General features: G+C 66.9%; 26 protein-coding genes and 1 pseudogene. 12 read left to right on the forward strand and 15 right to left on the reverse strand.

Annotation, left to right across the window (positions count from 1 at the left end):
* Positions 1 to 8: 8 nt before the first annotated feature.
* On the reverse strand, positions 9 to 1073 hold the full coding sequence (locus tag NKH51_RS02295) for a polyprenyl synthetase family protein (protein ID WP_254763625.1): 1065 nt from the start codon (positions 1071 to 1073) through the stop codon (positions 9 to 11).
* Between the two features lie 139 nt (positions 1074 to 1212).
* Here NKH51_RS02295 and NKH51_RS02300 point away from each other — a divergent pair, with 139 nt between their 5' ends.
* Both NKH51_RS02300 and NKH51_RS02305 read left to right on the forward strand, forming a co-directional pair.
* Complete coding sequence (locus tag NKH51_RS02300) at positions 1213 to 2523, forward strand: M28 family peptidase (protein ID WP_254763626.1); 1311 nt, start codon at positions 1213 to 1215, stop codon at positions 2521 to 2523.
* A 109-nt stretch (positions 2524 to 2632) separates the two neighbouring features.
* On the forward strand, positions 2633 to 3448 hold the full coding sequence (locus NKH51_RS02305) for an NAD(+)/NADH kinase (protein WP_254763627.1): 816 nt from the start codon (positions 2633 to 2635) through the stop codon (positions 3446 to 3448).
* Positions 3449 to 3487: 39 nt separating this feature from the next.
* Here NKH51_RS02305 and NKH51_RS02310 read toward each other — a convergent pair whose 3' ends face one another.
* Together NKH51_RS02310 and nth are read right to left on the reverse strand one after the other, a co-directional pair.
* Positions 3488 to 3745 carry a hypothetical protein gene (locus NKH51_RS02310; RefSeq protein WP_254763628.1) on the reverse strand — a complete coding sequence of 86 codons (258 nt, stop codon included), beginning with the start codon at positions 3743 to 3745 and terminating at the stop codon, positions 3488 to 3490.
* A gap of 85 nt (positions 3746 to 3830) precedes the next feature.
* Positions 3831 to 4514, reverse strand: a complete 684-nt coding sequence (gene nth, locus NKH51_RS02315) for an endonuclease III (protein WP_254763629.1) — start codon at positions 4512 to 4514, stop codon at positions 3831 to 3833.
* A gap of 129 nt (positions 4515 to 4643) precedes the next feature.
* Here nth and NKH51_RS02320 point away from each other — a divergent pair, with 129 nt between their 5' ends.
* The 3 genes and pseudogenes from NKH51_RS02320 to NKH51_RS02330 all read left to right on the forward strand — a co-directional run.
* Positions 4644 to 5285 carry a hypothetical protein gene (locus NKH51_RS02320; RefSeq protein ID WP_254763630.1) on the forward strand — a complete coding sequence of 214 codons (642 nt, stop codon included), beginning with the start codon at positions 4644 to 4646 and terminating at the stop codon, positions 5283 to 5285.
* A 40-nt stretch (positions 5286 to 5325) separates the two neighbouring features.
* Positions 5326 to 6309, forward strand: coding sequence for a phosphomevalonate decarboxylase MvaD (gene mvaD, locus NKH51_RS02325; RefSeq protein WP_254763631.1), 984 nt, complete (start codon positions 5326 to 5328; stop codon positions 6307 to 6309).
* 433 nt (positions 6310 to 6742) lie between these two features.
* Positions 6743 to 6901: pseudogene (locus tag NKH51_RS02330) on the forward strand (NAD(P)/FAD-dependent oxidoreductase); the annotation flags it as partial.
* Between the two features lie 176 nt (positions 6902 to 7077).
* Here NKH51_RS02330 and NKH51_RS02335 read toward each other — a convergent pair.
* The 4 genes from NKH51_RS02335 to NKH51_RS02350 all read right to left on the reverse strand — a co-directional run bounded on the left by NKH51_RS02335 (position 7078) and on the right by NKH51_RS02350 (position 10575).
* Positions 7078 to 8058 (reverse strand): DUF7972 family membrane protein, encoded by a 981-nt coding sequence (locus tag NKH51_RS02335; RefSeq protein ID WP_254765103.1) that lies wholly within the window; start codon positions 8056 to 8058, stop codon positions 7078 to 7080.
* 51 nt (positions 8059 to 8109) lie between these two features.
* A complete protein-coding gene (gene sp36 / locus NKH51_RS02340; protein WP_254763632.1) occupies positions 8110 to 8325 on the reverse strand; it encodes a Sp36 family protein in 216 nt (71 codons plus the stop codon).
* Between the two features lie 130 nt (positions 8326 to 8455).
* Entirely contained in the window at positions 8456 to 9433 is a 978-nt protein-coding gene (fen, locus tag NKH51_RS02345; protein ID WP_254763633.1) for a flap endonuclease-1, read from the reverse strand.
* 380 nt (positions 9434 to 9813) lie between these two features.
* On the reverse strand, positions 9814 to 10575 hold the full coding sequence (locus NKH51_RS02350; RefSeq protein WP_254765104.1) for a DUF2797 domain-containing protein: 762 nt from the start codon (positions 10573 to 10575) through the stop codon (positions 9814 to 9816).
* A gap of 123 nt (positions 10576 to 10698) precedes the next feature.
* Here NKH51_RS02350 and NKH51_RS02355 point away from each other — a divergent pair, with 123 nt between their 5' ends.
* From NKH51_RS02355 to NKH51_RS02370, 4 genes are all read left to right on the forward strand, one after another.
* Positions 10699 to 11043, forward strand: a complete 345-nt coding sequence (locus NKH51_RS02355) for a BsuPI-related putative proteinase inhibitor (RefSeq protein WP_254763634.1) — start codon at positions 10699 to 10701, stop codon at positions 11041 to 11043.
* A 104-nt stretch (positions 11044 to 11147) separates the two neighbouring features.
* Positions 11148 to 12047: a CbiX/SirB N-terminal domain-containing protein gene (locus tag NKH51_RS02360; protein WP_254763635.1), complete on the forward strand. Its 900-nt coding sequence runs from the start codon at positions 11148 to 11150 to the stop codon at positions 12045 to 12047.
* 3 nt (positions 12048 to 12050) lie between these two features.
* Positions 12051 to 13214: a DR2241 family protein gene (locus NKH51_RS02365; protein ID WP_254763636.1), complete on the forward strand. Its 1164-nt coding sequence runs from the start codon at positions 12051 to 12053 to the stop codon at positions 13212 to 13214.
* A gap of 87 nt (positions 13215 to 13301) precedes the next feature.
* Complete coding sequence (locus tag NKH51_RS02370; protein WP_254763637.1) at positions 13302 to 13718, forward strand: hypothetical protein; 417 nt, start codon at positions 13302 to 13304, stop codon at positions 13716 to 13718.
* A gap of 6 nt (positions 13719 to 13724) precedes the next feature.
* Here the strand turns inward: NKH51_RS02370 and NKH51_RS02375 are convergent, their stop codons facing one another.
* From NKH51_RS02375 to NKH51_RS02385, 3 genes are all read right to left on the reverse strand, one after another.
* Positions 13725 to 14309 carry a DUF7524 family protein gene (locus NKH51_RS02375; RefSeq protein WP_254763638.1) on the reverse strand — a complete coding sequence of 195 codons (585 nt, stop codon included), beginning with the start codon at positions 14307 to 14309 and terminating at the stop codon, positions 13725 to 13727.
* A gap of 15 nt (positions 14310 to 14324) precedes the next feature.
* Complete coding sequence (locus NKH51_RS02380; RefSeq protein ID WP_254763639.1) at positions 14325 to 14519, reverse strand: methytransferase partner Trm112; 195 nt, start codon at positions 14517 to 14519, stop codon at positions 14325 to 14327.
* A 122-nt stretch (positions 14520 to 14641) separates the two neighbouring features.
* A complete protein-coding gene (locus NKH51_RS02385) occupies positions 14642 to 16021 on the reverse strand; it encodes an adenylosuccinate synthase (protein WP_254763640.1) in 1380 nt (459 codons plus the stop codon).
* A gap of 358 nt (positions 16022 to 16379) precedes the next feature.
* On the opposite strand from NKH51_RS02385, the gene NKH51_RS02390 reads away from it, so the two are divergent.
* Entirely contained in the window at positions 16380 to 16685 is a 306-nt protein-coding gene (locus NKH51_RS02390; protein ID WP_006429686.1) for a hypothetical protein, read from the forward strand.
* A 196-nt stretch (positions 16686 to 16881) separates the two neighbouring features.
* Here the strand turns inward: NKH51_RS02390 and NKH51_RS02395 are convergent, their stop codons facing one another.
* The 5 genes from NKH51_RS02395 to NKH51_RS02415 form a co-directional block, all read right to left on the reverse strand.
* Positions 16882 to 19425, reverse strand: coding sequence for a DUF7527 domain-containing protein (locus NKH51_RS02395; RefSeq protein ID WP_254763641.1), 2544 nt, complete (start codon positions 19423 to 19425; stop codon positions 16882 to 16884).
* 57 nt (positions 19426 to 19482) lie between these two features.
* Positions 19483 to 19761: a UPF0058 family protein gene (locus tag NKH51_RS02400; RefSeq protein WP_006181940.1), complete on the reverse strand. Its 279-nt coding sequence runs from the start codon at positions 19759 to 19761 to the stop codon at positions 19483 to 19485.
* A gap of 69 nt (positions 19762 to 19830) precedes the next feature.
* Positions 19831 to 20475 (reverse strand): DUF998 domain-containing protein, encoded by a 645-nt coding sequence (locus NKH51_RS02405; protein WP_254763642.1) that lies wholly within the window; start codon positions 20473 to 20475, stop codon positions 19831 to 19833.
* 133 nt (positions 20476 to 20608) lie between these two features.
* Complete coding sequence (locus NKH51_RS02410) at positions 20609 to 21775, reverse strand: ABC transporter ATP-binding protein (RefSeq protein ID WP_254765105.1); 1167 nt, start codon at positions 21773 to 21775, stop codon at positions 20609 to 20611.
* Positions 21776 to 21881: 106 nt separating this feature from the next.
* Complete coding sequence (locus tag NKH51_RS02415) at positions 21882 to 22352, reverse strand: DUF5793 family protein (protein ID WP_254763643.1); 471 nt, start codon at positions 22350 to 22352, stop codon at positions 21882 to 21884.
* Positions 22353 to 22521: 169 nt separating this feature from the next.
* Here NKH51_RS02415 and NKH51_RS02420 point away from each other — a divergent pair, with 169 nt between their 5' ends.
* Both NKH51_RS02420 and NKH51_RS02425 read left to right on the forward strand, forming a co-directional pair.
* A complete protein-coding gene (locus NKH51_RS02420) occupies positions 22522 to 24336 on the forward strand; it encodes a type II/IV secretion system ATPase subunit (RefSeq protein ID WP_254763644.1) in 1815 nt (604 codons plus the stop codon).
* Complete coding sequence (locus NKH51_RS02425) at positions 24333 to 26411, forward strand: type II secretion system F family protein (RefSeq protein ID WP_254763645.1); 2079 nt, start codon at positions 24333 to 24335, stop codon at positions 26409 to 26411. The genes NKH51_RS02420 and NKH51_RS02425 overlap by 4 nt, the downstream gene beginning before the upstream one ends.
* The last annotated feature ends 43 nt before the right edge of the window (positions 26412 to 26454 follow it).

Here is a 26454-nt window from a genome sequence, read left to right on the forward strand (position 1 = left end):
CGGGCCCGCTACTCGTCGCGCTCGATGACGAACTCCGTGAACTCCTCGAGTTTCCGGGTCGTCTCGGCGTCGAACTCGAGGTCGGCGATCGCCACGCGCGCGTCGGCTGCCAACGCGAGTGCGCGTTCGCGGGCGTACTCGACGCTGCCGGCATCCGCGAGGATCTCGAGGGCCTCGAGGATCTCGTCGTCGGTGTTCTCGTCGGCCTCGAGGATGTCCTGAAGTCGGGAGGCGCGGTCGGGGTCGCTCTCGTCTATCGCGTGGATGACCATGAGGGTCTTCTTGCCCTCGCGAATGTCGTTGCCGAACTCCTTGCCGAACTCGCCGGCGCGGCCGAGAGAGTGTTCGACGTCCAGAATGTCGTCGCCGATCTGGAAGGCAACGGCGGTTAGCTCGGCATACGTTGCTACCGCTTGCTCGACCTCCGGAGGCTGGCCGGTGATGATCGCGGCCAGCCGGGCGACGATCCGGCCGAGACAGCCGGTCTTGCAGGCGCACATCTCGAGGTACTCCTCGGTGCCGACCCGGACCTCGCGTTCGTTGTGCCAGCAGATATCCATCCCCTGGCCGAGGTGGGTTCGGTTGAGTTCGTCCATCAGCATCTCGTAGGTGGCGAGTTTCCGGTCCGCCGGGAGGTCTGCCGGGTCCCGCGTGATGACCTTCAGCGGCAGGAAGTACATCGCGTTGCCGACGTTGAGCGCGATATCGCGCCCGTAGACGTGGTGTAACGCCGGCTCGCCGCGCCGGATCGTCGCGCCGTCCTCGACGTCGTCGACGATGATCGTCCCGTTGTGGAGTATCTCCGGGATACAGGCGTAGGGCAAGTACTCGGCCGGGTCCTCGCCGAAGCCCTCGATAAAGACGAGGAAGAGTATCGCGCGCCACCGTTTGCCGCCACGGTCGAGCAACTCCCACAGCGGCGTCGACAGCGCGCGCTGGATGCCGTCGGGATCGTACTCGTAGGTGGGGGACCCGAAAAGTGACTCGAGGTAGTCGGCGTTGATCTCGCGTGGGACCAGGTCGGCGATCGCCTCGTCGACGGCCGGCCGCCAGTCGGCAAGCGTCTCCCGCATACCTGTGTCGAGTCGGAGCGGCGTGAAAAAGATTGGCAGTTGGACGTGTCAGCAACGACCAACAACCGTCGGCCAGTTCTTCGGCTCCCGGTCTCGAGCGAGCGATACAGTTACACGGCCGTGTCTCGACGCCTCATCCATGTCCGACTGGATCGGTTCGATCTTCGAGAGCGACGCCGGCTGGGACCACCTCGAGACGCTGGTCGACGTGGGGAACCGGATGGCCGGCAGCGAGGGCGAACGCGAGGCCGCCGAACTGACCCGCGACGCGCTGGCCGCAGCCGGCGCGCGAGACGCCCGCCTCGAGTCCTTCGAGATACAGGGCTGGACGCGGGAAGACAGCACGATCTCGGCCGGCGACACGACCCAGGACTGTATCGCGCTGCCGCGCAGCCCCGACGAGCGCGTCGTCGCGCCGCTGGTCGATCTCGGCTACGGCCTGCCCGCGGATTTCGAGGAAACCGACGTGGAGGACGCGATCGTCATGGTCCGCAGCGACGTGCCCGGCTACTACGATCGGTACCTCCACCGCCGCGAGAAGTACCACCACGCCGTCGAGGGCGGCGCGGTGGGGTTCGTCTACCGCAACCACGTCGAGGGCTGTCTTCCGCCGACCGGCAGCGTCGGCTGGCAGGACGAGCCGATCGGCCCGATTCCGGCCGTCGGCGTCTCGAGCGAGGTCGGCGCGCGTCTCGGACGCCGGTTCGACGGCGAGTCAATCACGCTCTCCGTCGAGGCCGATATCCACCCCGCCGAGAGCCAGAACGTCCGCGCCGAACTCGGGCCCGACACGGACGAGCGCCTCCTCGTGACGAGCCACGTCGACGCCCACGACATCGCGGAGGGTGCGATGGACAACGGCGCAGGGACCGCGATGATCGTCGAGATCGCCAACGCGCTGGCCGACCGCGAAGACGACCTCGAGACGCGCGTCGAGTTCGTCGCCTTCGGCGCGGAGGAGGTCGGCCTCCTCGGCTCGACGACGTACGCCGAGCGGGCCGACCACGACGCGATCAAAGCGGTGGTCAACAGCGACGGCGTCGTCCGCGATCGAACGCTTTCGATCATCACCCACGGGTTCGACGCGCTCTCCGAGACGGCCAACGAGGTCGCAGACCGCTACGATCACCCGATCGGAACGGTGCCGAAACTCGGCCCCCACAGCGACCACTGGTCGTTCGTCGAGTCCGGCGTCCCCGGCTGTCACGTCAAGTCGATCTCCGAGGGCGCGGGCCGCGGCTGGGGCCACACCTTCGCCGATACGCTCGAGAAGCTCGAGCCCCGCAATCTGCGCGAACAGGCGATCCTGCTGACCGCCTACGTCGTCGCGCTCGCCCGCGAGGACGTGACGATCGAATCCCGGAAACCGGCCGACATCGCGGCCGACCTGGAGGACCAGGGCCTCGCAGAAGGGATGAAGGTCACCGGCGACTGGCCCTTCGACGAGTAGATCGACGCGACGGCGCAAGGGGTGATCGGCCGGGCGCAGATCGACCGCCGGCGCTCGATCGGCGACCGACAACCGTACGCTTTTGACCGGGCCGTGTGAACTGACGGCTATGGATACCGGGTGGCACGCGGGCGAAGACCCCGTCGTCGGCGTCGTCGACCGCGAGGACGCGCCGAGCGACGCCGCGGAAGCCAGCGCTCGCCTCGAGACGGACGCCCTCGAGGGCGCGCTCGCCGGTGATGTGACGGTCGTACGTGGCGGTCTCGAGGATGTCCTCGCGGCCGACCCCTCGGTGCTGGTCGCGGCCGGCGAGGGAACCCTGTCTGGGGCCGCCCGCGCCGGCGTCGACGCCCCCGTGCTTCCGGTCGGCTCGCTCGCCGGTATCGAGTCGGTCGATCGCGTGCAGCTGTCCGCCGCGCTCGCAGCGGCGCTCGAGGGCCACGCCGTCCGCCACGCTCACCCCGTGTTGGCCGTCGCCCTCGAGTCCGAGACCGAAGCGGACGCGAGCGATCTCGAGGGGTGCGACCGGGCGCTGTTCGACGTGACGCTGGTGACCGACGAGCCGGCCCGCATCTCGGAGTACGGCGTCCACAGCCGCGGGGAGACCGTCGCGACCTTTCGCGCCGACGGCGTCGTCGCCGCGACGCCGGCCGGCAGCCACGGCTACGCGAGCGCCGTCGACGCCCCGAACCTCTCGGCGGCCGTCGACGCGCTCGCGGTCGCGCCGATCGGCCCGTTCGTCACTCAGACCAGGCGATGGGTGCTGCCGGACGACGACCTCTCGATGACGGTCGAACGCGAGGAGGGCGACGTGGCGCTCGTCGTCGACGGTCGCTCGGTGGGGTCGGTCACCGTCGAGTCGCTGGTGAGCGTCTCAGTAGTCGACACGCTCGAGACGCTGTCCGTGCCGAGCGAGCGACTCTGAGCTGACGACGAGGAGATGCGAACGACGGGTGACGGGTTCTCAGCTGTTGTACGGCTCCTCGTCCCGGTGGTCGTCCGGATTCGTGTTCTCGAGGGCCTCGTTCTCCCGGTCGTCGGATTTGTGTTCGATGTCCTGGCGACGCTGTTCCTCGTCCTGTCGCTCGCGGGCCGCTTTCTCCTCCTCGGTGAGTTCCGCTTCGTCTTCGTCTTCCTTTGGATCGGTCGCTTCGTGCTCGAGCTGGACGTCGCGCCCGTGTTCGTCCTTGGTGTTGTGGCGGTCGTCGATGTCGTCGGACATAGTGATCCACCGGAGATACCCGTGACCCATGAAAAGGCGTTGGGCTTGCGAGGGTCGGCGGGCCGGAGACGACGGTCCCGGCCGTTTACCAGGGCTCTCCCGACGCGAGGTCGATCTCGGTGTCGCCTCGCTCGGAGGGACAGATGTCCGCCAGCACGCAGTCGTCGCAGTCCGGGTTCCGGGCCGTACAGACCGCTCGACCGTGATCGATACAGAGGTGGGTGAACTGCTGCCAGTGCGTTTCGGGGACGATCTCCATCAAGGCTTCTTCGATCCGCTCGGGTCGCTCCTCCTCGGTCAGGCCGAGCCGCCGCGAGAGCCGCTGGACGTGCGTGTCGACGACGATTCCCTCGACGATATCGTGGCCGTGCTGGAGGACGACGTTTGCCGTCTTGCGACCGACGCCGGAGAGTTCGGTCAACTCGTCCATCGTGTCCGGCACCTCGCCGTCGTGGTCCTCTCTGATCGTCTCACAGGAGTCGCGGATGTACTCCGCCTTGCTGTTGTAGTACGTGATCGAGTTCAGGTCCTCGGCGAGTTCCTCCTGGGGCGCGTTCGCGTAGTCTTCGGGACCGTCGTACTTCTCGAAGAGGGCGGCGGTCTCTTTGTTCACTCGCTCGTCCGTACACTGTGCCGAGAGGATCACCGCGATCAGCAACTCCAGTCGATTCGAGTATCGCAGCGAGATCGTCGAATCGGGATACTCCTCCTCGAGCCGGTCGACCACCGTCTCGGCCTGCTCGTGTGTGGTCTCGCGTGGCGTTCCCATGGAAACGAGGTGGGAGCCGCCCCGGTTTAGCGTTCGGGTTCGGTTCGGCCCCCGTTCGATCGGAGGGGCAATATTATTAGGCCACGCGCGCACCGTACGAAAAAGCGGTTGACGGGGGCTGTTCAGACAATGACGGAGGACGACACGCAGATGGCGGACGAGACGGGGACGCAGCGACAGCGCGGCGACATTCTCGACGCACTGGTGGCCGAACTCGAGGCCGACGACGGGACGCAAACGGCGACGCTCCGGCAAACCCTCGACCTCGAGCCCGAGCCGACGCCCACCGCGGAGCGACTCGAGGCGGTCGAAGACGAACTCGCGTCGCTCCGGGCCGCAGTCGACGATCTCGCCGCGGCCGACACGGAGCGACGGACGGCGATCGAAAACGACGTGCTCCCCCGACTCGACGCCCTCGAGCGACAACTGCGCGAACTCGACGACCAGGTCACGAACGTCCGAGCCGAGGCGGGCGGGCTCCGAACGGAGGTCACCGGCGTGCGCGACTCGCTCGAGGCCGCGTCCGGGCCTGGATCCGAACCCGACAGCGAGACCGACCCGGACATCGAGGCCGTCGCGGACGATCTCACCGACCTCCAGCGAACGGTCGCCGAAGCGTTCCGGTCGGTCACGTCGGAGGTCGAGGGAGATCTCGAGTCGCTGCAAGCGACGTTTCAGGCCGACATCGAGTCCCTCGAGCAACGACTGGCCGCGCTCGAGACGGCAGTCGGTGTCGACGCGGACGCCGGTTCCGACGACTCGTCAGCGTGATGCCGTGAACTTTAAGCGGCCGTCATCCACCTATGAGGGTATGAAAGCCACCGCCATGGCCCACCCCATTCAGGGGCTGGTCAAGTACCACGGGATGCGCGACGAGATCGAGCGGCTCCCCTATCACGACAGCATCAGCGTCTGTACGGCCCCCAGCCACACGCGGACGACTGTCGAGTTCTCGATGGACTACGAGGATGATACCTTCGTCGTCGACGGCGAGGAACTCGAGGGCCGGGCGTACGAACGGGTCGAGGCCGTCGTCGAGAAGGCCCGCTCGATGTCCGACGCCGCCCACACGGTGTACCCGGTACGCCTCGAGAGCGAGAACAGCTTCCCCACGAACGTCGGACTGGGCTCGTCCTCGTCGGGATTCGCGGCCGCGGCGATGGCGCTGGCCGAGGCGGCCGAGCTCGACGTCTCGAAACAGGAAATCTCGACGATCGCCCGCGTCGGATCGGCCTCGGCTGCGCGAGCGGTCACCGGCGCGTTCTCGCATCTCCGGACCGGCATGAACGACGAGGACTGCCGCTCCGAGCGGATCCCCTCGAACCTCCACGAGGATCTCAAGATCATCGTCGGCCTCGTCCCCTACCACAAGGACACCGACGACGCCCACCGCGAGGCCGCCGACAGCCACATGTTCCAGGCTCGCAACGCCCACATCCACGAGCAGATCGCGAAGATGCGCGACGGTCTGCGAAACGACGACTTCGAGGGCGTGTTTGAACTCGCCGAGCACGACTCGCTCTCCCTCGCGGCGACCACCATGACCGGCCCCTCGGGCTGGGTCTACTGGCAACCGGCCACCCTCGCGATTTTCAACAAAGTGCGCGAACTGCGCGAGGAAGAGGACATCCCGGTCTACTTCTCGACCGACACCGGCGCCAGCGTCTACGTCAACACCACCGAGGAGTACGCCGAGGAAGTCGAGGAAGCGGTTTCGGACTGCGGCGTCTCGACGACGACCTGGAACGTCGGTGGCCCCGCGAAACTCCTCGACGAAGAGAAACAACTCTTCTAAACCGAAGTTTTGCGCTGCGGGTACGCCGAAGCGAACCTTCGGCAATAATTCGATTAAACCACTCCTCCCTCCGTTCCGGCCCGACAGGGCATTCACATCGGTCGTCGGCCCGCTCGCCCCCTTCGGTCGCTCACGGGCACGTTGGACAACATCCTGCCCTCTCCCGAGTCGCGCGATCGGACGGAGTGCGCAGACGATCGCCGCTCCTGGCCACTGTCTGGGACAGAGAAGTGCGTACAAGCGAGGTGTTTGTTTTGGAGACGTGAAATCGAGTTCGAACGAACCGTTACCTGCCGAACCACCAGCTCAATACGAGACCACGTCGACGCCGTCGGCATCGATAGTCGTCTCGACCGCGGTGCGGAACCTATACCGCTCGAGGTCCCGACGCGGACCCATGCACGTCGTCGTCCTCGGCGCGGGCTAGGCCGGGCTGGTTCTGACGCGCTCGCTCGAGCGATCGCTCCCCGACGATATCGACCTCACGCTGGTCGACGAGTCGCCGGACCACCTCGTTCAGCACGAACTCCATCGGGTGAGTCGCCGGCCGGAACTGGCCGCGGCGATCACGGTTTCGCTGCCGCGGGTCGTCACCGGCCACGCGGCGGCGCTGAAGGCGACGATCGGTGCGGGATACCGCTCCGCGGTCGGCGACGCCCGGAGCGTGACCGGATTCGCGTATCGTGAGTTCGTCTCGGAGCGGCTCCAGCGCGACGGATGAGGGGCGCTCGGTGGGGGCGGGTCGAAACCGAACCGCGACGGCGTCGACTACCGCTGTGAGTCGCGGAGGATGAGCGGTTCGATCGCGAGCGTCCGCTTGGCGATCGTGACGATTCGAAGGACGTAGGCCGTAAACAGCAGAAACGGCAGGAGCGTGACGGTGAACGCCACCCCGATCGCCAGTGTCATGTTCGTCACCCCGAGCGTACGCCCCGGAAACGTGCCCGCGTCCACGACCGTGAGCATGATGCCGGCGACGACCAGCGCCGGCACGGCGACGTAGAGGATCATCTGCGACAGCGAGACGAGCGCCCACTCGAAGTACAGCGTCTTGACGTGCTCGCGGGCCGGGCCGAACAGGCTGAGCGCTGTCTTCAGGTCGTCTAACATCCCCATTTCTTCGTCGGAAAGGTCGTCCTCGAATTCGTTGGCGAGCCGTTCGACCTGAAAGATTTTCCAACCGTAGTTGAAGTTGAGCGCAGCGAACAGCACGTCGAAGCTTCCGAACGAGGCGTCCTCGAGCTGATCGCGAACCAGTTCGGCGTTGCCGACGAAACTGTCGGCGAACTCGTCGACCTCCTCGCACAGCCGGTCGTTATCGTTGCCGGTGATCTCCGAGCGGACTGTTTCGACTCGCTGCTGGGCGAGGCCGATGATCTCCTGCAGGAACGTCGACGGATCGGCCGGACTGGGGGAGCCGATCAGTTCCTCGGTGAAGTCCCGGAAGTCCATCGCGTTCTCCATGCGGGCGCGCTGCTCGCCGAGCGGTCCGTTCTCCTGTGAGAGGACGAGTTGGCCGATCGTGACGACGAGCGTGGTCCCGGTGATGATCGCGCCGATCATCGTCGAAAACATCGTCTCGATCGTGTCGCCGGATCGAAGCTGTGGCATCAGCGGTTCCGGGAGGAGGGTAACGGCCGCGACGAACGTCGTGAATACGACCAGTGCCATGGCAGCGGTTACGTGTAACCGATTCGCGGCGAGGAGGAGCCAGATCTTGAGCCGGCTCTCGCCGGCCCGTTCCCGCATGGTGTTGGCCGTACTGATCTCGTTCGAATTGGAAGACTCCCTCACGCGTCGTCACTCCTCGTCGCTCTCCTCGCCGGCCTCAACCGGCCGTTTGAACACGAGATACTTCGTTCCGCCGCCGGTGTATTCGATCGTCTCGACGAGTTCCCAGCCGTCGTCGCCGTACTCGTTCAGGGCGTCCTGAGGGTTCTGCGCTTCCTTTTTGGTCTCGTCTCGAGGCGGCCGAAGCGTCTTGTACTCCCATCGACGGATCGGGGCTCTACTCACCGTTGTCAGTACGCGGTCGACGCCAGTAAGACTGGCGCCATTCCCACCGATTCTGACCGAACCGCCGATATACGCCCCAGACCGGTGACGTTCACGAACCGGCCTCCGTCTGGGTCCTGAGCGGTCGCGCCTACGTCCAGCGGTCGAGCCCCGTCTGCGTGACGCTCTCTTCGATGCGCTCGAAGCCGCGTTCGACCTCGCCCGCGTCGACTCCCCACTCCTCGGTGACGTACTCCCGAGCAGCCTCGAGGTCCGGCTCGAGCGCCGTCTCAAACTCGTAGTCGTCGGTCACGTTCGGGTCGCGGAACAGCTGTCGGACGCGGTCGCCGTACTCGATGTGCGCCCCGCGGGCCTCGAGGACGCTCCAGAGGTCGCCGTGTTCTGTGATCGCCGAAATCGCCGTCTTCGGACCGATTCCTGACACGCCTTCGTTGAAGTCCGTCCCGATGAGGATCGCCGCGTCGATCAACTGCTCGAGGGTGAGGTCGTGGTGCTCCAAGGTCGCCTCGAGGTCCATCAGCTCGGGATCGCCCTTGCTCGTTAGCTGGCGCAGCGTCAGCGGCGCGCCGAACAGCAGGGCGTCGTAGTCCTCGGAGCCGACGTAGTCGGCGTCGCTGCGTTTGACCATGTGGGCCGCCTGCGCCTCGCCCTCCGCGGGCGCTTCGACGACCGGTACGTCGAGCAGTCGAAGTAGTTCCCGGCTGGTCTCCTGGATCGTCGGCGTCAGCCGCTGGGTGCGGGACTCGAGTTGCGCGATAGCGACCTCGTCGCCCTCCTCGCGGGCGGTCTCGAGTTGCTCCTCGTAGCTGCGCCGTTGCTCGCGGCGGGACTCGATCTCGTCGGTTTTGAGCTCCGAGGGGCCGCCGTCGAAGACCATCACCGGCGTCACGTCGTTCTCGAAGAACTTGGGCAGCCCCTGAACGATGCCGACGAGGTTGGCGACCTCGGTGCCGTCCGCGGTCGTGTATTTCCCGCTGTCAGTCCACTTGACCGTCGTCGTCAGATAGCGGTAGAGCCAGTTGTGGGCGTCGACGGCGACCACGCCCTCGATCTCATCGAAGGGGATCTCCTCGATGACGGCGATGTCCCGGAGTGCAGCGTTTCCCATTACCGACCTCTTGGCACGACTGGGATTTGAATCGTTGGCTTCCGCTCGTCGCCATCGGGCGTGGTGGCCGATCGCTGGTTATACAGGTGATCGCACTAGGAGCCACGCCGACCGATCGACGGCCGTGCGGTGGCGCGCGCTGTCGGCTGCCTGAGCGTGAGCGAAGGCAGTCGACGACCCCGTGTGAGGGATGAGCGAGTGACCGGACGGAACGAGCGAATCGGCTGGGGAGGACGTGGAAACGTCTCGCCGCCACGATAGCAGAGCGTTCCCGTTTAATTTCTTCTCGCTCGAGGAGCCCATCCCAGTCACGCACTTCCCGAATACCACGTTCCGATTTCAGAGCTGTCACGAACTCGGGACGCTCCGCCACCGACTACTTATCCGAACGAACCCAGTGACGACTGGAGACTCCGCTCCGCCGCTCCCTCCGTAACGTCGTAGCCGACCAGATCGCGCATGTCGACGGCGTAGGTCGTCCCGCCGTTCTCGAGGACCAGCAGTCGCCCCTTGACCCCCACGACGGTCCCCGAGGCGATGGTCTCGCGGACCGGACGCGCCGCGAGGTCGAACCCGTAGTCGAAGTCGAACCGGTCGATGGCGTCGAACTCCGTGAGAGCCGCTTCCCACGCGTCCTCGTCGACGGCAGCCGCGAGCGCGGCGACCTTCGGGCCGGTTCGAACGCGGTCGGTGAGTCGGGTCGCGATCTCGGCCTCGAGTTCGCGGGCGATCCGGCCGTTCGAGACGGTGTGGACGTGGGCCGCGCGGTCGGCCCCCTGTTCTCGGAGGCGGGTCTCGAGGCGCCACTCGCGGGTGACGCCGACCTTGAACGTGTCCGGGGCGAACGCGGCGACGTAGACGGCGTGGGCCTCGTAGCAGTCCATCTCGTCTTTGAGGCAGGTGCCGGTACAGCGAGCGCAGACCCAGGTGCTCGTGTGGTACTCGCAGTAGGGAGCCGACGGCCGGTCGCAGGCGATGTGTGCACCGTCGTCGTCGATCGCGCCGGCGCAGTGGCGCTCGCCGAGGGCAAAGGTGAGGTCGTCGCCGGACTCGAGGGAGTGGCGCTCGATGTCGGCTCCGTCGCCGTCGCTCACCAGCAGCGCGGAGCCGGTCCCGCTCGGTTCGTAGCCCACCAGTTGCACGGCTTCGGGTTGGAGTCGACCGCCAATATACCCCTCGCTGTCGCCGAGCCGCGTCGCTCCGACGCCGTTCACCGCGGTCCGCGCGGACGAACACCTATACGCGACGCCGGCCAACGCCGAGCCATGACACTCGAGGGATCGCTCGAGACGGCGGGCGACGACGCCGGCGACGCCGTGCTGTTCGCGTTCACCGTCACCAACGCGGGAGGCGAGCCGGTCGAGCTTCGGTTTTCGGACGCGTGCAAGGCGGAGTTCGTCGTGATCGACGACGGGGAAGAGATTTGGCGGTTCTCGGAGGGTCGCATGTTCGCGCAGGTGCTCGAGTCGGAGACGCTCGGACCCGGAGCGTCCGCGAGCTACGAGGCGGAGTGGGCCGATCCCGAACGGGGGACTTACGAGGCCGTCGCCGAACTGCGAGCGCAGGACGAAGACTGCGAGGCCCGAACCACCCTGTCGGTACGGTCGTGACGCTCGTCACGTAACGGAACGAACCGGCCACAGCGACGCGGGTGGACCCGGCGACGTGGTCCGCCAGCGAAGTCCATATACCGTCTGCATCCCAAGCCGCCCCCATGCAAGCGCTGGTCGTCGCGGCACACGGATCGCACCTGAATCCGGACGCCTCGGACCCCACCTACGCCCACGCGGACACCGTCCGCGAGACGGGCGCGTTCGACGAGGTCCGCGAGGCCTTCTGGAAGGAGGAACCGCACTTCCGCGAGGTGATCCGCACCCTCGAGGCAGACGAGGTGTTCGTCGTTCCGCTCTTCATCAGCGAGGGCTACTTCACCGAGCAGGTCATTCCTCGAGAGCTACGTCTCGAGGACTGGGATCCCGAGCGATGGAATTCCGATGGCACCGACGCCTCGCAGGCCACGCTCGAGGCGACGGACGTGGGGAAGACGATCCACTACTGTGGCCCGGTGGGGACCCACGACGCGATGACCGACGTGATCGTCCAGCGAGCCGAGACCGCGATGGCGGACCCCGACGTGGGCGAGGGTGTCGGCCTCGCGGTCGTCGGTCACGGCACCGAGCGCAACGAGAACTCCGCGAAGGCCATCGAGTACCACACCGAGCGCATCCGCCAGCGTGACCGCTTCGACGAGGCCGAGGCGCTGTTCATGGACGAGGAGCCCGAAGTCGACGACGTGACCGACTACTTCGAGAGCGAGGATATCGTCGTCGTTCCCCTCTTTATCGCCGACGGCTACCACACCCAGGAGGACATCCCCGAGGACATGGGCCTGACAGAGGACTACCGGCTGGGCTGGGACGTGCCCGCCGAAGTCGACGGCCACCGCATCTGGTACACCGGCGCGGTCGGCACCGAGGACCTCATGGCCGACGTGCTCTTAGAGCGCGCAGCCGACGCGGGAGCCGACATCGGCGACGCCCGCGAGGCGGTGCGCGAACTGGCCGCGTCGGTCGCCGGCACCGAACCGAGCGCGGGAGCGGGCGCGGGGGACTGACGCGTGACGGTGGCGACCGAGGACTGCGAGCGACTGGCCGACCGCGCATCGTCGGGCGTCGCGTTCGACGGGCTCCGCGTCGAGGAGACGGACGGCGAGTTCACGCTCGAGACGCCCGACAACGAGTGGACTGGGCTCGATGAGGACGATCTCGAGGACGCGCTCGCCGCCTGCGAGGAGTACGTCACGAACTGGCGCTACTGGCAGGAGACGGTCGGCGGCGAGGGGACCGCCCGCCGCGCGTTCCTCCGGTGGTGCGAGCACGCGCCAATTGCGGACGCCGACCTGGGGGCGGCCCCATCCGGGCCGCGGAACGACCTCGGCGAGGCGGCGGACCCCAATCCTCTCGCGGTCCCCGAGCGCTACGACGCGCTGCGCGACGGCATCGATCGCCGGTGGGGCCAACTGTGTATCACGACTCGCTTCGTCGATGTGGCAAACCCCGACGGCGAGCGTGTCTACGATCTCTGGCACGTCGACGACGCCGAGAGCGACCTCGCCGACCTCGCGGTCCACGACGACCCCCGCGACGCCCGCGAGCTCGCGACCTACGACGCGGACGGCCGCTACCGGCCGTTGAAGACGGCTCCAACGCTTCCCGGCGGCTGGGCCTTCACGGGCCTCTCGGGCGACGAACTCGTCGAGACGGTCGAGTTCTTCTACCCGGCGACGGTCGCCAACTGGCACCGCGAACTGCGTGGGAACTTGGACGTCGACCACTGGCTCGAGACCGCCGAGCGACAGACCGGCATCTACGACGTGATCGACGAACTCCCCCGTGAGGCCGTCGACTGGATGGCCGACGCCTGCTGTGTCGACTCGCAGTGTCTGCGCCGCCGCGAGTGGCAGTACGAAGAGGGCGACGACCTCGACACCGACGGCGGCGACGGCCCCTTCCCCTGTCGCGAACCCTGCTCGCTCGTGGTCGCTGCCGCCCGAAAGTGGGCCATCCTCGAATCCGAAGACGAACACACCTACGAACTCGAGTTGACGACGAGTGAACTCAATCAGCTCGAGGAGCTGATCGACGCCGTCGCGGAGGGCCGGGTCGACGAGATCCGCGAAGCCGACGTCAACGACGGCGCGAACCGCTACCGGGCGCGGTACCTCCGGGCCAAGCGGTTCGACGAGGACGGCGAGCTCGAGGCGACGCGGGTCGACGACTGAGCTCCCGCCGCGATCGGCAGCGGCTTACCGGTCCCCATCGCGCGGACGGCCGCAACATTCGTATCTCGGGCGTCGAAACCGCCGTTCGTGAACCGTCGCACGTGTCTCACTACCGCGATAGCGACCGCGTCTCTCGCGGCGATCGCCGGCTGCTCGCGGAGTGATTCGAACGAGACTGGCCGGACGTATACGCTCTCGGTCGCCGACGATAGCGACGACGCGGCGGGCGATGTCCTCGACTTCGATGCGACGGGGCTGGCCTCCGGCCAGTCCGCCGTCCTCGAGGAGGCGATCCGAACCGGGTCCTACAGCGAAGCGGGGGTCAACTGGAGTTCGTTTCCGGGCCGAACGGGGATCACGATGGAGTTCCGGACGGTGATCCAGCTGATCGCCCGCCACGTCGGTCGTGACCCGGAGATCAACCGCACGGCGTCGTTTGCCACGCCGTGTCGGTACGACGGGCAACGCTATCGGGCGGCTGTCGACGTAACGAGCGAACGGTAGCGGGCGCTACCAGACGAGCAAGAGCACCGCGACGACGACCCCGACGACGACGATGCCGAGTCCGGCCGTCGCCACCGGGCTGGCGATCGTCGCCGCCGTCGCCGCGGCGACCGCGACGGCGACCAGTCCGAGTCCCAGCACCGCGAGCGTCGCCGGCTCGAGTCCGCTGACGTCGGTGACGCGGTCGATCGTCCGCTCGAGGGCCGTCGGCTCGGGCTCCCGGCGTGCCGGTTCGGCGAGCGTCTCGTCGACATCGACGTCGGGCGGTCCAGGCGCGACGGTGACGGCGATCGAGACCGACTCCGAGCCGTAGCCGGTCAGTACCTCGAGGGTCCCGTCGACGGGCCGTTCGACGGGCTCAACGGCGATCGGGACCGTCGTGACGGCGTCGGGCTCGACGTAATAGTTGGATCCCTCGATCGATGCGATCCGTTCGAGGCCACCGTCGAGGCGGCAGTGGACGTGCGCGGGCGACTCGTGGCCCTGCAAACGGAGGGCGAACGACTCGTGGCACTCGAGCGTCGCGCTCGACGCCTCGAGTTGGTCTGTGGAACCGCGATTGACGTGGACGGTGACCTCGGACCCGGACATCGTGTACGTGGCCGATCAGGCCGGCGTCTCCTCACGCATGTCCGGCGGGAGCAGGTTCGGAATCCCGTCCTCGATCGGGTACCGCTCGCCGCACTCGGTGCAGACGAGATCGCCAGCGACGACTTCCCCCTCCTCGTAGGCAGCGTCTTCGAGCTCGAGGTCGTGTTTGTCGAGCGGACAGCAGAGAATGTCCAGTAACGACTCCTTCATACTACGTAGGCTCGTCGCCTCCAGCAAAAGGTTTCGGGAACGTCGCTCGTGAGCGACGGTCGCGACGCCGTTCAGACGGCGGTATCCGGTCCGAAAATCGGTCGTCGAAACCGGCTCGAGCGCTATTCGTAGGGGTTCTCGACCACGACGGTCTCGCCCCGTCCGGGGCCGACGCCGACTGCGTAGATCGGCGCGTCGAGTTCGTCGCTGACGTACTCGAGGTAGGTCCGCGCGTTCTCGGGGATCGCCTCGTAGCCCTCCTCGGCGACCTCGCTCCAGTCGACTTCGGGCCAGCCGTCGAAGGCCTTGAACTTGGCCTCGCACCGGCCCCACTCCTCGGTCGTCGAGGGGATCGTTCGGACTTCCTCGCCGTCAAGTTCGTAGGCGTGGCCAACCTTCACCTCGTCGAGCCCCGCGAGCACGTCGATGTGATTGACTGCGAGGCCAGTGAAGCCGTTCGCGCGAGAGGCGTGGCGAAGCATCGGGAGGTCGAGCCAGCCGACGCGGCGGGGACGACCGGTGACGGTCCCGTACTCCCCACCCTCGTCGCGGATGTACGTGGCGAGTTCCTCGTTCCGCCCCTCGGTCTCCTCGTCGTAGCCGGGGGTGTCGCCGGCGACGCCGCCGAGTTCGGTTGGTAGCGGACCGCTTCCGACCCGCGTGAGGTAGGCCTTGACGATCCCGATGATCTCCCCGTCGCCGACGACGCCGGGACTGAGTCCCGTCCCCGTCGCGGCGCCGCCCGCCGTCGGGTTTGACGACGTGACGTACGGGTAGTTGCCGTGATCGATGTCGATGAGGGTCCCCTGTGCGCCCTCGAACATGACGTTCTGTCCGTCGTCGATGGCCTTGGAGAGGAATGAACCGGCGTTGACGGTCATGTTCTCTGCTTCGAGGCGCTCGCCGAACTCGCGGAACTCCTCGAAGAGCGCTTCCACGTCAAACGCGTCGGGATCGTCGAGATCGTCGACGTCGATGCCGTACACCTCCTCAACGAGCGCGCGTTTTTGCGGGACGACGTACTCGAGGCGGTCGCGGAGGACGTCGGGATCAAGCAGGTCCCCGATCCGAACGCCGCGGCGTCCGGCCTTGTCCTCGTAGGTCGGTCCGATGCCGCGACCAGTGGTCCCGACCTCCTGGTCGGATTCGCTCTTCACGTCCTCCTCGATGCCGTCCAGGACGCGGTGGAACGGCAGAATGGCGTGGGCGCGCTCCGCGACCCGGACGTCCGGATCGAGTCCCTTCTCTCGGAGCGTGTTCAGTTCGTCGAACAGCGTCCGCAGGTTGACGACGCAGCCGTTGCCGAGGACACCCACCTTGCCCCGGACGGCGCCGGACGGCACGAGCGACAGCTTGTACTTCGTACCGTCGTGAACGACGGTGTGGCCAGCGTTGTCGCCGCCCTGATAGCGGGCGACGACATCGGCAGCGTCGCCGTACAGGTCGACGACCCCACCTTTGCCTTCGTCGCCGAGTTGCGACCCGACGATAGTGACGGTCATAACAGCGGCGGGTTCTTGCCGGGCCGATAAACAGATTACGGTATGGACGGGGGCAGACCGTCCCGCCACCGGTGTCAGCACTGCCGGCGAACGCAAGCCGTATCGCCGATCGATCGAAATGCCCGACCGACGGCTCGACCGCCCCGAGGAGCGGTCTCCGTCGCCCGAGGCGCTTCCGGACCCGCGGTCGTTCGCACGAGGGCCGTCGATCGGGGGTATCGACGGCGCCAAGTTCCTGCAAGAAATGGCCGTGATCGGAAACGTTAACTACTGACAGGAACGAGCACGCAGTTGAGAGTGGTCCTTTCACTCGGCGAGAGTAACTTTTAAAAGGTCCAAAGACAAGTTAACAAATGCCATGATAGACCGACTTGAGAAGGAAGTCGATATGTTGGAACGCCATCTGCAGGTCCTGAAGATGGTGATCGAGAACGAACCGATCGGGATCGTCAAGATGTCGAACGAAACCGGTTACCCGCATCACAAGGTCCGCTACTCCCTGCGCGTCCTCGAGGAGGAGAACCTCATCGAGCCCTCGAGCCAGGGTGCGATCAAGACCGAGCGCACCGCCGAGTTCGTCGACGAACTCGACGGTAAAATCGACGACATCGTCGACAAACTCGACGGGATGAAGATCGAAGACGTCGCCGAGATCGAAGGGTAATCTCTCGCCCGGTTCGGTCGCTGCCGCCCGTCCTCGCTACCGCCCTCGGCGCGGCTGGACAGGCTTTTCGTTCGTTCTCGTTCCGTCGAGCGCCCGCACTGGCGGGCACGCGAGAGTGATATCGCCTCCGCTATCGACACGACGCCGCAGTGACGAGTCACCTCGAGACGGCGAGCGAAAAAACCGAGCCCGCCGGCTACAGCTCGGGAACGTTCATATGGAAGCCTTCAGAGCGCGATTCGACCAGACAGAGGTGATACCCCTCTTTACGCGAGAGGTTCACGTAGCTCAGCTTCGAGCCACGACTGAGCAAGCCGCCGCTGGTGGCCTGTTCGGCCACCTCGAGCGCGCCGGGTTCGAAGTAACTCGAGGTGACGGCGATGGCCCCAGCGAGCGACGGGTAGTTGGCCTTCACCGCGGAGGCAGCCTCCTCGAGTTCCTCGAGTAAGGCCTTCGACGCCGGCTCGCGCGAATCGTTGAGCGTGGCCAGCACGAGCGGGTTCCCCATCTTGTCGAAGGCGACGATGTCGAAGGTGACCTGATCGGGCACGTCCTCGGTGTCGTCGTCTTCCAACGAGATGGTCGCGCCGAGCTCGGCCCGGTCGATCCGCGGGATCGCGTCGTAGAGGTCGCCAAGCCCGTCGGCGTTGCCGGTATCGCGGATCTCGTAGAGGACCATCTCGGTGAGCCAGTCGACGAATCGGTACTCCATCGTCGAGGCGAGGAAGTCGTCGTACGGCTCGCCGTCGACGACGGCGTCGGCCGAGTCGAACTGCGTGTGATGTTCCAGACGCAGGTTCGAGGCGACCTCGCTGCGGTCGGCGGCGCCGTCGTGGGCGGTCTCGAGGGTCGGCTGGCTCTTCGACGCGTAGCGGACGAAGAGATTCGTCCCCGAGAGGGCCTGCTGGGGCGAGAGTCGCGTACCCCGTCCCGCGGTCGCGTCGGCAGCCGCGGCGCCGGCACCCGCTTCCTGTGCGCGAGCCTGTTCCAGTTCCGTCTCGAGGCTTTCGATCCGGTTCTGGAGCCGGTCGACCGTCGCGGAGAGATCCTCGTTTTCGGAGCGCAGTCGGTCGCGCTCGCCCTCGAGTTCTTCGGCTTTCGCGACCAGCGCGTCGCGTTGCTCCTGTAGGGTCTCGACCTTCTCGGTGAGCGCTGCGGTCCGTTCTTGACTCCCCTGTCCGGCCGTTTCCGACCGGGAGTCGGTCGTCTCGCGCTGGCGGCTCTGGGGCTGTGACTGCCCGCTGTGACCGCCGGACGACGCCGTCGAGGACGCGTCCGACCCAGTGCCGGTCGACGCCCCGCCGCCGGCCGTGCCGGCGCTCGTCGCCGTCGACGACCGCGTCGCGCTCGAGCGCGTGCTCTCACCGCTCGAGTCCGACTGTGACTCGCTGCTGTCCGGATCGATCGACGGGATACGCCGCGTCTCGCGCCACTGCTCTTCGCGTTCGAACTGCTCCTCGAGATCGTCCTCGTCGGGGTCAGTTTCGGCCGTCGATCCGGCGGTCGGCTCGCTGGCGGTGTCCTGGAGCGTCGTCTCGGCCGCGTCCGAGTCGTCGTCTTCCTCGACCCAGGAGATGTTCCGGTCCAGTTCCTCGGCCGCCGCCTCGACCTCCGCGAGATCCGGATCCGTCGGCCGCTCGGGTTCTTCGTCGTCGGGTTCGCCATCGGCCACCGCGGAATCGATCGCCGACGCGTCGCCAGCGGGGGCGTCCGTCGCGGCGTCGACCTCCGAGAACTCGGTTTCGACGCCGGTCGACGACGGGGACTCCGTCTCGCTCGCCCCCTCGAGTGCCTCGCCGCTGTTCTCCTCCGCCGATTCGGAGCCCTCGTCCGACGTTGTCGAGTCGGACGCTGGGCCGGGATCGGCGGACGGTTCGGCCTCGGTGATGCCGGCCGACATCGGCTCCGATTCGACCTCGGTCTCGTCGGTCGCGGTGATTCCAGACGGATCGCCCGTGAGGTCGATCTCGCCCGTCAACGACGACTCAGCGTCGGCGGTCACGTCCTCGATCGGGTCGGCGGCCGCGTCGTCGGTCGCGGTCGGCTCCGTACTCGAGACGTCGATCGGATCGATCGCCGAGGTCGTCGGATCGGTCGTCGGCTCGGCGTCCTCGACTGTGGACGTTCCGCTAGCGCCGGCATCAGCGTCCTCGGTCGTCGTCCGACCGGTGTCCGACGACGAGGCGGCGTCGACACCGCCCGTCCCCGGTACGTCGGTGACATCGATCTCGACGTCGACGACCTCGTAGATCCCGACCTCGTCGGCCGCCCGATCGAACGCCTCGTCGCCGGTGAGCAGGCGTTCGGCGTTACCGATGTAGGCGGCTGCCATCCGACGACCGCCGTAGTAGACGGCGTAGTAGTCGCCACTGAGAACGTTCTCGCTCAGTTCGACGTAGCCGGTGAACGACCCGCTCTGGAGGGTGTTGTCGACCTCTCGGAGCGGCGTCTCGTTGGTATAATAGTTCGCCCGTGTCTCGCCGCCGCGTTCCTCCATCGTACAGAGCAACGGCAGCGACGGGTGGGGTGCCTCGTACTGCGTTCCCGAGGCCGTCTCGAAGTCCTCTATGTCGCCGTCGAAGACGCCGACGATCCGGCCGTTGAGCATGAAGAGCCACGTACCGGCCGCGGAGACGGCACCCGAGAAATCAGCAGCAGCGAGATCGGAGAGGCCATCGAAACCGCCGTTGAACGGGCGGGCGTCCCACTCCTCGACGCGCTCTTGCGTGCGCGGGTCCATACGTCAACAAGCGGGAACCGCACCAAATACGTTTCGCCTAGAATAGGTCGCTATTTTCTATATCTTCGATTCCGCATCCTCGGCGAGTTCCTTCATGCGCTTGCCGATCCGACCGGCGCTCGAGAACTCGTCTTCGCTCATCGCGCTCGCCAGCGCGTTGCCGAGGACGAAGACCGCATGTTTGTGTTCGCTCTTCGACTTGTGGACGTGCGAGGGGTCGACGTCGAGCTGGCGGTAGGGATCGAACAGCGTTTCGTCGACCTCCTCGCGCTCCGAGAAGTACTCCATGATGACGACGAGTTCTTCGTGGAGCTCGAGGAGTTCGTCCTTATGCATACGCGCCTGTACGAACGGTTTCGATTTAAGCGTTGTGTGGCCCAGCGTCGCAAAATATGCCGTAACCGGTCAGCGACTCGGACCGTCCGGATCTTCGTCGGTCCGGCGGTAGACGACGACCGCAAGCACGAGGACCCAGCTGCCGAAGGCGAGGGCGGCGACGAACTCGGGGACGGCAAACCACGTCCCGGTGTCGACGCGCCCGCCGAGCGAGAGGACCCAGACCAGCCAGGCCACCGGATGGACGTTGCCACACCAGAACGACACGATCGCGAGCCGGCCATCGCCAGCCAGCGCCGCTCCGGTCCCGTAGACCCAGCTCGCCAACGGCGCGACGCCGAACACGGCCAGCGCCGCGAGCCCGTGGAGACTCGTCTCGAGGTAGACGGCTGTGTGCTCGAGAAAGAAGATTCCGACGCCGATCTGTCCGACGACGGCGACCGCGAGCAGGACGATGCCGAGGCGCTCGAGAGCGTTCCGACTCTCGACCCATAGCCGCCAGGCGAAGGGAAGTCCGACGAGCCCACCCAGAATCAGGCCGCCGTTGAATATCGGAAACGTCGGGGCACCGTACCGGCCCATGTCCGAGAGCGCCCGGTCGGACCAGGTGAACGTCTCCGGCGGCGCCAGGAGGGTCGCGAGGAGGATCGCCCCGAGCGAGAGGATCGCTCCGGTAGCGCCGCAGTACGTCGCGATCCGTTTCCGATCGGTCATGCGGTGGCCTGGGAAGCGATGCCATATCAAGGTGGCTCTTCGGATCGTCGATGCTATCAGTAATCAATATCGTCGGTAACGGAAACGAGAGGCTGCGGTGGGGACAGCGGTAGGGAGACCGCGGACGAGCCGATCAGTCGGCGCCGGCGGGGGCCGCGTCCGCGTCGGCTTCCTCGCGATGGTCCACGGGGAACCACGCGAGCTCGTGGTCGGCGGTGACGCGGACGCGGACGCGCTCGTCCAGATCGATCCGGTCAGAGTGGTTGTGCATGCACTCGATCGTCTCGCCGCCGTCGAGTTCCACGCGATAGAGGACGGTCGGGCCCAGATAGCGCCGGTAGACGACGCGGCCGTCGGCCGCAGCCTCGTCGGCAGGGTAGGCCGTCACGTCGTCCGGGCGGACGAGCAGGTCGACGGCGGAGCCGTCGTACTGGTGGGCCAGTCCGTGCACGTCGTCCCGGAGGACGCGACCCAGCGCGGTGTCGACGCTGTCGCCGCGGACCTCGCCAGAGAGGAAACTCGCGTGGCCGAGGAAGCCGGCGACGAACCGCGACTCGGGCTGCTGGAAGACCCGCTGGGGCCGATCGATCTGCTCGATGTCGCCGTCGTTCATCACGGCGACGCGGTCGGAGATCGACAGCGCCTCCTCCTGATCGTGTGTGACGGAGATGGCCGTGACGCCCGTCTCCTTGATAATTCGGCGGACCTCCTCGCGCATCTCGACGCGCAGATCCACGTCGAGGCTCGAGAAGGGTTCGTCGAGCAATAGCATCTCGGGTTCGGGGGCTAGCGAGCGCGCGAGCGCGATCCGTTGGCGCTGCCCGCCGGAGAGTTCGTCGGGGTAGTGGTCGCCGTGGGCCTCGAGGCCGACGAGTTCGAGGAGGTCGTCGACGCGGGCCTCGCGGTCGGCGTCGTCCCAGTCCTGCAGGCCGAAGGCGACGTTTTCGCGGGCGCTCAGGTGGGGAAACAGCGCGAAGTCCTGAAAGACGACGCCGATATCGCGGTTCTCGGGCGGGACGAAGCGTCCGTCGCCGGAGACGGTCTCGTCCTCGAGGCGGACCTGGCCGGCGGTCGGCCGCTCGAGGCCGGCGATCAGCCGGAGCGTCGTGGTCTTGCCACACCCCGACGGCCCGAGGAGGGTCAGGATCTCGCCCTCGCGGACGGACAGCGAGAGGTCGCCGATGACGTCCTGTTTGCCGTACCGTTTCGCGATGCCGTCGAGTTCGAGTACCGGTTCCTCGGTCGTCGACTCCGGTGTCGGTTCTTCGACCGCCGTCGTAAGCAGTTCTCCGTTCCCCATAAATCGACTCTCCGGCGCGAGCCGGCGTTCGTCCTCTTTAGGCATGCCTAAACGCTTATAGCTGCCGGTCCGTACCGCCTGCCGGGAACCGAAGAAGGTGGAGACGCTAGAGTTCGACGCCGCTGGGGATCAAACTGTGCTGTCGGAGCAGGCTCCCTTCGTCGTCGTAGACGAGAAACGTCCGCTTGTCGTAGGTAACGAACGGCTCGCCGTCGAGCGTGATTTCGACCTCGTATCGACCCTCGTCGTCGGCGGCGGTCTCGCCGTAGCCCCGCGCCGCGCGGATGAACTGGAGGACGTCGTCGGCGTCCTCGTTGAGTTCGAGGATGAACTCGCCGGTGACGCGGTTGGTCACGCTCACCACTCCCGCGCTGTCGTCCCCGAGTGGTCCCTGCAGTCGGAGGGCCGCGTCCGTTTCGCTCGCCTCGAGAACGTCGCCGTCGGGACCAGTCAGGCGCTCGCGAAGCATCGTCGCCGGGCCGGTAAAGTCGATCGATACCGCGGGCTTTTCGGGTTCCCCGTCGGTTTCGACCCAGTCGATATTGTTGACGTCTAATGTGAAGTGCTCGCGCCTCATTCCGTACCTGTCGCTTCGACCTCTGGCAGTATGAACGTAACGCACGACGGACACGCCGGCGACGCGGTTCGGGCGGCGCGGGGTCGAGGAGCGAACGACGACCCGAAGCGCCGATCGGCCATCTCACTTATCAGGGTTGCGCCCGGACGTGTCACGAACCCTGCGTTCAATGGCACCTCCAGATCACACCGACGCGGCCGTGGACGCGCCCGTCGATAGCGCGGGCGGCGCGCCCCGAACCGACGCGCCGGCCGAGAGCGGCGACCGCGACCCGGTGCGGGACGACGAGCGCCCGGCGTCGACGCTCGAGGCCGCCCGGCGGTCGATCCGGCGTGTCGTCGAAACGCTGCGCGGATCGACCGTCGACGTGGGCGAGTACGAGCCCGACGCTCACGGCCCGCTGGTTACCTTCGACGACCCCGACGGCGTAGCGGAGGTCGACCGCTACTGGGTCGACGCGCCGTTCTCGTTCGTCTCGATCGGCTACGACCGCGAGGCGAACGAACACCGGTATCGGGCGGTCGAGCCCTCGTTGCGGGAAGACGAGGCGGTCCTGCTCGAGACGCTGTTATCTGACGTGCGCGATCCGTTGCTCTACCGCGAGGCCGACGGCGACGATATCGACGGGTTGCTGCGCGAGACGGTTCGGGAGTACCTCGAGCGTTACGGGGCCGAGGTCGACGCGGCGACGTTTTACCGGTTGTTTTACTACATTCACCGGGACTTCCGCGGGTACGGTCGTCTGGATCCGATCATGCACGACCCGCACGTCGAGGACGTCTCCTGTGACGGCTACGGGCTCCCGATCTTCGTCTACCACGACGAGTACACCGATATCGAGACGAACGTCTCGTTCGAGAAAGCCTCCCTCGACCAGTTCGTCGTCCGGCTGGCCCAACACTCCGGCCGGCACATCTCCATCGGCGATCCGATGGTCGAGACGACCCTCCCCGACGGCTCCCGCGCGGAACTCGCACTCGGCGAGGAAGTGACGCCGCGCGGGTCCGCGTTCACGATCCGGAAGTACGCCGAGGACCCGTTCACGCCGATCGATCTGCTCGAGTATGGCACGTTCAGCGTCGAGCAACTGGCTTACCTCTGGCTTGCGATCGAACACAACAAGAGCCTCATATTCGCCGGCGGCACCGCGTCGGGAAAGACGACGAGCATGAACGCCATCTCGATGTTCATCCCGCCGCGCTCGAAGGTGGTGACCATCGAGGACACCAGCGAACTCCAGCTCTCCCACGGCAACTGGCTGTCATCGGTCACGCGCGAGCGCATCCACGAGGGGACCGACGTGACGATGTACGATCTGCTGCGCTCGGCCCTGCGCCACCGACCCGAGTACATCGTCGTCGGCGAGGTCCGCGGGGAAGAAGCCATGACCCTCTTTCAGGCGATGAATACCGGCCACACGACCTACTCGACGATGCACGCCGACTCGGTCCAGACGGCGATCAACCGGCTCGAGAACGAGCCGATCAACGTCCCCCGGTCGATGGTCCGCAGCCTCGACATCCTCTCCGTGCAGACGCTCACTCGGTCGGGCGATCAGCGGGTCCGGCGGAACAAGGTGCTCGCCGAGATCGAAGGGATCGACCAGCGCACCGGCGAACTCGACTACTCGACGGCCTACACCTGGGAGAGCGAGACCGACAGCTTCCGGAGCAGTTCGAGCCACGTCCTCTCGGAGATTCGGGACGAACGCGGCTGGAGCCAGAAGGAACTGCTGAGCGAACTCGAGCACCGCGAGCAATTTCTCACCTATCTCCGGGACAACGGCATCTCGGACTACCGGCGGTTCACCGCGCTGGTCAACGAGTACTACGGCGATCCCGACCGCGTCCTCGAGCGGATCGCCGAGGAGCACGACGGTGACCTCGCGCGCGTTCGCGAGCAGGAGTCCCACGGGCGGGACGAGACCGAGCGGCAAGCAGAGAGCGAACCAGCACCCGGAGGGGAGACGCCGACGGACCGATGACCCTCGGTAGCCTCGTCCCGCTGGCGATCGCCGCGCTCCTCTGCTCGCCGATCGCCCTCGCCAGGTACTCCGACCGCGTCGACCGCGCGCTGACTCGGATCGCGATCCGTGCGTTCGGCGCCCACGCCGACGTCTTCGGTAGCGTGCACCCGGACAGGCGGGCGGCCTTGCGCGGCGCACACGTCCCCACGACCGACCGCGAGTACGGCTCGAGAACGATGCTGTCGGCCGCGGTCGCCGCGCTCGTCGGGTCGATCCTCGGGGTCTACGCCGTCTGGGGGCTCTTGACGGTTCTCTCGGTCAGCCCCGAAACCATGCGCGCGGCGTTGCCCGGCTCCCTGGGGTTCCTCGCGACCCTCGGCGGGCTTCCGTCGCTGTCGGCCGGCGAACTGATCGCCCTGTTCTCGGTCTCGGCGCTCACGGTAGGGGCCGTCGCCGGAGCCGGCACCTACTGGTTCCGGTGGTGGTATCCCGGCTACGTCGCCGACGGTCGCTCCCGCCGGATCGAGGCGGGGCTCCCGGCGACGGTTGCGTTCATCTACGCGCTCTCGAAGAGCGGGATGGCGTTCCCGAACGTGGTTCGAGTCGTCGCGGCACAGGAGGACACCTACGGTGAGACCGCCGCGGAGTTCGCCGTCGCAGTCCGGCAGATGGACACGTTCGGCACCGATGTCGTCACCGCCCTCCAGACGATGGGCCGGCGCTCGCCGAGCCCGCAGTTCCGCGAGTTCACCGAGAACCTCGTCAGCGTCCTCCAGAGCGGGCAGGGGCTCTCGGGCTTCCTCGAGCGCCAGTATCAGGAGTACCGCGAGGAGGCCGAATCCCAGCAGGAGGGGATCCTCGAACTGCTCGCCACGCTGGCGGAGGCCTACGTCACGGTGCTGGTCGCGGGCCCGCTGTTCCTGATCACGATCCTCGTCGTCATCGGGATTGCCGCCGGCGACACGTTCGGGGAGCTACAGGCGCTGGTCTACCTGCTCTTGCCGCTGGCCAACCTCGGCTTCGTGGTGTACCTGAGCATGGTGACCGACAAGCTCGATCCCAGCGACGGGGTCGACGGGGAGCCGGCCGCCCTCGAGGCGCCGACCGTCGAGAGAGCCCGAACGGTGCGAGCCGACGGCGACGGCGCGGCGGCCGTTCCGACCACCCACCCCAACGTCGAACGAGTGCGGTACTACCGCCGGTTGGCGGGTCTGCGCGAGCGGTTCGGCAATCCGCTCCGAACCCTCGTCGCGCGGCCGTCGCTCACGCTCGCAATCACCGTCCCGATCGCCCTCGCGGCGATCGGAGCGCGGCTTCCGGCGGCACTCGAGGACGGCCTCACCGTTACGGCGATCGACGACGCCGTCGCCGTCGGAACCCTCGGCATCGTAGCCGTCTTCGCGGTCGCCTACGAGATCCACCGCCGTCGTCTGAAGGCTATCGAGACCGCGGTGCCGGACCTGCTCGATCGTCTCGCGAGCGTCAACGAAGCCGGCCTCTCGATCGTCTCGTCGATCGACCGAGTGCGAGGATCGGACCTCGGGCCGCTCAGCGACGAACTCGACCGGGTCTGGGCCGACGTGCAGTGGGGCGCCGACCTCCAGACCGCCTTGCACCGGTTCGAGGCCCGCGTCGGGACGCGCTCCGTTTCGCGCGTCGTCACGCTGCTGACCGAATCGATGAACGCCAGCGGGAACCTCGCGACCACGCTCCGGATCGCCGCGCGCGGAGCGGCGGCCGATCGCCGGCTCGAGCGCGAACGCAGACAGGCGATGCTCGAGTACATGGTCGTCGTCTACGTCTCGTTTCTGGTCTTCCTCTTCATCATCGCCGTGTTGGCGGGCTATCTGCTGCCGAATCTCCCGTCCGACGGCGCGGAGCTGGGGTCGGGTGCGGCCGCGTCCCAACTCGGCGGGTTCTCCGGAGCCGATACCGACGCCTACGCCACGCTGTTTTACCACGCGGCGCTCGTCCAGGGGCTGTGTTCGGGGCTGATCGCCGGCCAGTTGAGCACCGGCGACGTTCGAGCAGGTGCGAAACACGCCGCGATCATGCTCGCGCTTTCTGTGGGACTGTTCGCGCTCGTCCTCTGAACGGTCGTCGCAATACGACTTCCCCCTCTCTGGCGGCGCGCTA

Source organism: Natrinema marinum (assembly GCF_024296685.1).
GTDB lineage: Archaea > Halobacteriota > Halobacteria > Halobacteriales > Natrialbaceae > Natrinema > Natrinema marinum.